This is a genomic window from Longimicrobiaceae bacterium (assembly GCA_035936415.1).
Taxonomy (GTDB): domain Bacteria; phylum Gemmatimonadota; class Gemmatimonadetes; order Longimicrobiales; family Longimicrobiaceae; genus JAFAYN01.
In genome coordinates this window covers 1-7,268 of record DASYWD010000542.1, presented here as the reverse complement: position 1 = coordinate 7,268, position 7,268 = coordinate 1, and the positions used below count along the sequence as shown (strand labels likewise).

The 7,268-nt window shown below is 72.3% G+C and carries 6 protein-coding genes; 5 read left to right on the top strand and 1 reads right to left on the bottom strand.

All coding sequences use genetic code 11. From position 1 onward, the window contains the following. The 5 genes from VGR37_21790 to VGR37_21770 form a co-directional block, all read left to right on the top strand. Positions 1 to 622, top strand: a 622-nt coding sequence (locus VGR37_21790) for a hypothetical protein (GenBank protein HEV2150045.1), incomplete at its 5' end; no start/stop codon positions are given. Positions 623 to 977: 355 nt separating this feature from the next. Beyond that, complete coding sequence (locus VGR37_21785) at positions 978 to 4,922, top strand: ion channel (GenBank protein HEV2150044.1); 3,945 nt, start codon at positions 978 to 980, stop codon at positions 4,920 to 4,922. Between the two features lie 165 nt (positions 4,923 to 5,087). Next, complete coding sequence (locus VGR37_21780) at positions 5,088 to 5,393, top strand: hypothetical protein (protein ID HEV2150043.1); 306 nt, start codon at positions 5,088 to 5,090, stop codon at positions 5,391 to 5,393. A 12-nt stretch (positions 5,394 to 5,405) separates the two neighbouring features. Further along, positions 5,406 to 5,750, top strand: coding sequence for a hypothetical protein (locus tag VGR37_21775; protein ID HEV2150042.1), 345 nt, complete (start codon positions 5,406 to 5,408; stop codon positions 5,748 to 5,750). Between the two features lie 41 nt (positions 5,751 to 5,791). Then, positions 5,792 to 6,277 (top strand): HPP family protein, encoded by a 486-nt coding sequence (locus VGR37_21770; protein ID HEV2150041.1) that lies wholly within the window; start codon positions 5,792 to 5,794, stop codon positions 6,275 to 6,277. A 22-nt stretch (positions 6,278 to 6,299) separates the two neighbouring features. Here VGR37_21770 and VGR37_21765 read toward each other — a convergent pair. Continuing rightward, on the bottom strand, positions 6,300 to 7,268 hold a 969-nt coding region (locus VGR37_21765), incomplete at its 5' end, for a hypothetical protein (GenBank protein ID HEV2150040.1).

The window sequence follows — 7,268 nt, the reverse complement described above, 5'->3', positions numbered from 1 at the left end:
GATCTACACGGCCTACTCCAAGCAGAAGGTCGCGGCCGAATCGCTCTTCTACCAGGCCGGGCTGCGCGCGGACGCGGCACGGATCATCGGCCAGCACCTCGCCGCCGGCGGGCACGTGAGCAACCTGGCGGCGGAGGTGGGCCGCATCCGGGACGGGCTCGCCGCGATCCGGTCCGACTATGCCAACTATCCCCTCCTTCACTACTTCGTCTCCTCCCGGCCCGAGCAGTCGCTGACCCGGCTCCTGTTCGTCGCGCAGGACCTCGCGCTTCTCCTCGACACAGCAGTGGACCCGGATGAGTGCATCGGCGTCGCGGAACTGGGCACCCGTTCGGGGCTGATCCATGCGGCGGCGGCGGTCCAGGACGGGGTCGCCGAGACGCTCATCCGGGGTGGCCCGGACAGGGTGGAGACCGGCGATCCCTCTCCCGGCGACCAGGTGCGCTGGCGGGCCCGCTTCGACTCCGCGCGGGCGGTGCTGCGGGAGAGCGGCGTCCCGGTCCGCGAGGACGCCGCCGCGGCCGAGGAATACGTCCGGCGGCGCGGCGAGTGGGAGCCGGTCCTCCGGGAATCGGCGCGCCGGCTGGGGGAGGACTGGGCGGAGGTCATCGGACGCGCCTGATCCGCGGGTTCGGAGCGGGCGGCACTTCCCCGGGGTGAGCGCTTTTCGGGACAGGGGGCCATCATGTACAGCACATTTCCCGCCATCCGGCACGGCGCTTGCAGCGTTGCTTTCTGACATAGTATACGACACTTCTTGGTAAGTCGTGCGATCGCAGGAGTATCGCGCTTCGATGGCGGTCCCTGCGGGTGCACCCCGGGGACACTCCTCGCGCAGGAGTTCGCGCCATGTACGCATCCCGCCCGTTACGCTTCCGCCAGGATGGGCCGCCCTCCGCGGGCGCGGGTCCGGAGCCCCCCGCGCCCGGAGCGCCCCCCCTGTCCGCTCCCCGCCCGATGCTCCCGCGAGGTGGGACATGAGCCTCCAGGGGGTGGTGCTCGTCGCGCTGGGCATTGCGGTGCTGGTGGTGCTCTCGTTCGACATCATCGGAACCATACTGCACTCCTGGGTGGGTCTCGGGCCCATCGCGCGCCGTGTGGTCAAAGCGCTCTGGTGGGTGATGCGAGTCGTGGAGCGGCGCTGCAACGGGATCGCCTCGCGCGGGGTGATCGGCTGGGTCGGGCCTTTCCTGGTGCCCGTCGTGATCCTGGCGTGGGTGCTCCTGGGGGTGTTCGGCTTCGCGCTGATCCACCTGCCGTTCATGCCGGCCGACTTCAGCTCCGGCAAGGGCATCCCGACCAGCGGGACGCTCTTCCAGGCGGTGTACTACAGCGCCGTCACCCTCTTCACGCTGGGCTACGGCTCGGTCGTCCCCACCGCGTCAGCGACCCGCCTCCTCGCGATCATGGAGGCCGCCTGGGGCTTCTCCGTAGTGTCCCTCGTCACCAGCTACTACGTGAACCTGGTGGGTGCCGACAGGGACCAGAAGGCGCTGGCGGAGACGCTCTACTTCCAGGCGGGGGAGAGCGCGGATGCCGCACAGATCCTCATCCGGCAGCTGAAGGGGCGGGACACCCGGACGCTGGAAGACGAGCTCGGCCGGACGCGCGACGCGCTGCTGCGGGCGCAGATCTCCTTCGAGGGGTACACGACGCTCTTCTATCTCCGTCCCCCGCAGCCCGAATACACCTTCCTCCGGACCCTGTACCTCCTGCAGCAGCTCAGCTCGCTCGTGGACCACGCGCTCGACCCGGACGAGCTGCCCCGCGTCGCGGGCGCCGCGCAACGCCTGGGGCTGCGCGGCGCCGTAGACCGCGCCCGCACGGGAATGCTGCGGGCGGTACTGGGGGCCGAGCGCGAGCTGCCCCACGACGGCGGGGAAGATCGCGAGGAGGCGGAGCGGTTCAGGGCCGCCGTCCGCAGGCTGCGCGAAGCCGGGATCCCGACGCGGGACGAGGGCGAGGCGGTCCGGGACCACTGCCGCTGCATGGAGTGGGGGCGGCAGCTCCGCGCCGTCGCCGCCGCCCTGGGCGAGGAGTGGGGCGGCGTCACCGGGGCGGAGGGAGGGGCCGACGACGAGCCACGGCCCCGAGGAGGGGACTCGCATCCCCTCCGGCACGGGGGGGGCGACGCCCGACGCCGGCCGGGCGCGGACCCGCGGCGCCGCGCGGAGGATGCCCGGATCCCCGTGTGGCTCGTGCTCATCTCCCTGGTCGCGATCGCCGGCGCCGCCGACAGGGCGGCGGACTGGGTGGTGCTCGCCGCGGTGGTGTCCGGGATCGTCGCCGCGAACATGGCGATCCTGGCATTCCGCGCCCGGCTTCCAGACAACCTCTTCTGGCGGCTCCTGGTGGTGCTGCTCGCCGGGCTCGCAGGCGCGTTCTGGATCACGCTCGCCCCGGTGCTCTCCGCGCGATCCGCCCTCTGGATCCCGGTCGCGTCCGCCATGCTCGTGGGGGGCGCGCTCCTGGTCGTCCGCGGGAAGGGTGCGCGCAGGGAGAGCCGGTCCCCTCCCCGGCGGCGATTCCGCCGGCGGGCTCTCACCCACAGCAGGAGGAGTGTCATGGGTGCGCTGTTCATCACGGGCGTCGGGAAGTACCACGCTCCGGACGGCAGATGGGGCGTGATGGTCCGGGGGTTCGCCATGGGGGTGTCGCGGCTCCGCGTGCGGGCGCGCTGCGGCCGGGCCGCGGCCGTCACCGCCCTGGACGTGCCGCCCTCGCGCGAGTGGACGGCGCACCTCCCGGCAGAGGACGTCCTGGAGCTGCTGGGGGACGGGTGCGACACGCTTCAGGTCCACGCCGAGAGCATGGAGGACCCGAAGTGCTGGGACAACTGGGGGGGAACCCTGGAGACGCTGGCGGTGGCGGGCCCGCCCGATGCGGCGGCCGGACAGATCCGGGTCGAGCCCGCGGACGGGGACGAAGGCGGGGAAAGGGTCGCGCGCCCCTGTCCGACCGTGCGCTTCGCCCCCGTCCGCGTGGAGCCGGGCGACCGGAGCGAGTGCCTGGTTGCGCTCGAGGCGGGCGTAGAGGTTCCCGACCGGTCGGTTCTCGTGGCGCGCCTGCGGGACGTCCGCTCCGGCGACGTCCTCGCCACCGAGAGCGGCGATTCCGGAACGCTCACGCTGCGCGCCCGCCGGCGGTACCAGGCGGGCAGCCACACGGTACGGGTGGAGCTCCTCGTCCCCACCGGGTGTGCCGCCTCGGAGATGACCTTTCGTCTCCCGGCGACCGCGCAGGACGACGGGGCGGGGGGGGGAGGGCCCGACACCAGCAGCAAGGAGGAGGCAATGGGTGATCACGAGCCGCGGCGGGGGCGGGGCGGCGATGAGCGTGGCCCGGACCTGGAGGGCTGCCCGCACATCAACTTCGCACCGCTGGAGTTCGGCGAATCCAGCGACGGGAGCGGACGCTCGGTCCGCCTGGCAGCCACTGTCTCCCTCCCGGGGGAGGGTGAGCTCGTCGCCCGGATCCGGAACTCGCGCACGGGGGAGGTGCTGACCACCGAGAGCGCGGATGGGGGCTCCGTCACCCTCCGCGACGAGAGGGACTGGAGAGAGGGCGAGCACACGGTCGCGGTCGAGGTGCTCTCGCCCGAGGGGTGCCCGAGCGTAAGCAGCACCTTCCGGGTCGAGGCCGAGAAGGAGCGGTCGGACGGTGTGGGAGAGGGTGGAGGTGAGGCGCGCGGCTCCGGCGAAGGGGGCTCCGGCGCGCGCGAGCGGGAGCAGGACGGGGCTGGCGACGGTGGACGTGACGCGGGGTCGCGCCGGGGCCCGGACGTCCGCATCGAGGTGGTCGCGCCCCCCGGATCGAGCGTGCAGGGGGAGGGGCGTGACGGACGGGAGGATGGGTCCCTGGAGCAGGAGCGCCCTCCGGAGGACGACCGGAGACGCGATCCCGAGCGGGACGGGGGTTCCGGGCGGGCACGGGAGAGCGGCGAAAGCGGACGGAGCCGCCCGGCGTCCCACGGGGGCGGGCGCAGGCCGCAGCAGCACGCGCCGCGCGTCCGGGACCGGCGAGCGGCTGACCGGGAGCGGGACGACCCCCCCTCCGCCGACCGGCGGGGCGCGGAGGGAGAGCGCGGCGCCGACCGGGGCCCGCCGGTCTGTCCCAGGATCCGGTTCAGCCGGCCGGAGCTTGGCGGCCGGGCCGAGGGCGGGGGCCGGCGCGTGAAGATCTCCGCGCGGGTGGAGCTCCCGGAGGGGCGGCGGCTGGTGGCGCGGCTTCGTGACTGCGACACCGACCGCGTGCTGGTGACCGAGAGCAGCGACTCGGGGCAGCTGACGCTGCAGGGGCGCTGCGACTACGAGGAAGGGGAGCACTCCGTCGCGGTCGAGATCCTGAACCCGGAGGAGTGTCCCGAGTTCACCACCACCTTCCACGTCCCCTCTGCCGACGAGGACGACTCCGGCGACGGCGAGCGTCTCCGCCGGATCAAGCAGGGCCGCCGCCACCGCGCCGACGAGGACCAGACCGACGACGGGGAGCAGGAGGACGACGGGAGCGACCGCAGCAAGCTGGTGGGGGTGCTGTGGACCATCGCCCTGGCCGCCTACCTGGTGGTGCTCAGCGTGGAATCCGGCTTTCTCGCCTCCGCCCTCGCCTTCGGGATCGCGTCGGCGGTGATGGCCATGGCCGTCGGCGTCTCCCTGATGGCCTCCGGGCCCGCGCGGTGGGCGGGCTGGACGTACGGAGGGGTCGCCCTGGCGGCCATCGTCGTCATCCTCCTCCTCGCCCTGACGGGAATGGTCTCCGTCGGCGGGGTGCTCCTGGCCGCCGGAATCGCCGCGGTGGGCTTCGCCATCGGTGCCGCGATCGTTTCCGTGTACGGCAACAAGCGATCGTCGGAGGAGGACCGCCGCGAGCAGCGCCGGCGCGACCGGGACGAGCGCTATCGCAACCGGGAGACGGAGCCATGAGACACCTGGACATCGCCGAGCTCGCCATCCTGATCCTGGTGGTCTGCCTGGGCGTGAGCATGCTGCTCGTCGCGGCCGGAATCGCCAACCTGTTCATGACCTTCGGGGGCTGACGCCACGCATGGGGCGGGGGCCGTCGGCCCCCCGCTCCGCAGGAGGGACATCATGGAAACCGAAAACCTTCGCCTGCTCATCGAGGCCGCCGAGTCGATCACCCTCCAGGTGCTCTTCGTCATGGTGCTCGACATCATGGAGAGCTTCGTCACCAGCATGGTCTGGTACTTGATCATGCTGATCTTCCTGGTGAAGCTGTTCGCGCTGTTCGCCGCGCACCTGGTGGCGAAGCGGATGGGCGACCAGCTCGGCTTCTACTGGCCGTACAGCAGCGACGAGAAGGACCGGATCTACCAGATCTTCATGAAGGGGCTGGAGACGGAGCGCGAGGACCCACAGGGGGAAGCATCCGCCTGAGCGGAGGGAATCATGGACGACGAAACGGTACGCGCGATCGCGGAGCTCGCGGTCAAGTTCTCCAACATCTACACGGGGGTCGTCGTGCTGATCCGGATCTTCGCCTGGGTGGCGGCGATGATCATCGCGGTGGACCTGATGAACCTCTTCTGGGCGGCTGTCGGCCGGCGGATCCTCGCCTACCACCAGCTGATGAAGCCCATGGCCGACCAGATGGGGTACGACCACCTGTTCTACACGGACTGGGAGCTGGAGCAGATCTTCCGGGTCTTCATGCGCGGGCTGGAAGCGGAGCGCGCCGGCCTGAAGGTGGACGAGACGGGGGAGGTCGGGGGCCGCGCCATCCCGCTCTTCTAGGCTGCGCACCCGTGGGAGAGAACCGCAGCGGGACGCGGCGCATGCCGGACGTACTCTGGGTGCCGCTCGCGTCGGCGCTCCTGGTTGCCATAGCGGGCGGGGCGGGGCTCGCCACCGGGAACGTGTGGCTCTTCCCGAGCCTCGGGCCCACCGCGGTTGCGCAGGCGCACTCCCCCGGGGACCGCAGCAACTCGCTTCGCAGCGTCGTACTCGGCCACCTCCTCGGCCTGGCGGCCGGCCACGCCGGCGTGTTCCTGGCCGGCGCGGCCGTCGACCCGCCCGTACTCGCGGGGGGGCAGCTGACCGGGGCGCGCGTGCTGGCCGCCATCCTGGCCGTCGTGCTTACCGCCCTGTCGCAGATCGCCCTGCGCGCCTCCCATCCTCCGGCTGCCGCCACGACGCTCCTGGTGGCGCTGGGGGCGTTCCCCCCGACGCTCCAGGGCGCACTGCACGTCGTGGTCGGTGTCCTGGTCGTGGGGCTCCCGGGAGAGGCGCTGCGCCGCATCCGCGCGCGCTCTCCGCGGTGAGGATGGTCCTTCGCAGGCTCGCCTACGGCCCCTCCGCGCAGTCGCCCACGCGCCGGTAGGAGATGCGGTCCAGGTTGGCGAGGTCGTTGGGGGCGACGCCATCCACCAGCTCGAAGCCGAAGCGGTGCAGCAGGCGGAGCGGGTCCGGCCTGCGCCGAACGGAGTCGGAGCGGGCCGAATCCCGTGCGGGGACGGCCTCGTCCGCCGCGGACCGGAAGACCGCCACGCGGACGCTGTCCCTGGGGATGGTGAACACGGGGACGGGGATCGCGCTCGCGGGCCAGTAGGCGAAGCTCGCGTGGTGCTCGGTGTCCACGATCCATCCCACGGTCTGCACAGCGCAGGGAGAGCCGACGATGGAGAGGTCCAGGCCCAGCTCGACGAAGCCGGTCCGCCGGTTTCCCCGCACCGTCAGCATGTCGGCGCCGACGGCGTCCCACTCCCGGCGGAGCGTGGACGACCAGATCTTGGTCCACTGGTATACCTGGACGTTCTCCATCGCCGCCTCGCCGCGGGCGGGGTCCACCAGGCTGCCGTCCGTGCGGATGGCGATCAGGTAGTTGGCGCGGAACGGCAGGGTCCAGTCCTGCAGCCCGAACTCCTCGGCGCCCCCCGCTCCCTTCCCCCCCCGAGGGCCCGTGTCCAGGTAGAGGACGAGGTACCTGTAGGCCGACGCGCCCTGCAGGTGAACCGGGCATGCCGACCCGTCCTCGCACTCCCCGTCCCCCAGCGCCGGGCCGCCGTAGCCCACGAAAAGCGTGCACTCGTCCCAGGTGAGGTACGCGGCGTACCCGGCGGTACCGGTCTCGAACCGCTCGGTCTCGGGATTGAAGTCGTTCTCCCCGTCGATCCGGATCGTATGGTACGGCCTCGGGGCGCCGGTATAGCTCCGGGCGTTGCGGCAGGTCTCCTCCCCGGCCATGCGCTTGGAGGCGGAGAAGTCGCACCCGGCGAGCCCCGCGGCCGCCGCCAGCGCGCACCCGGCCAGGGG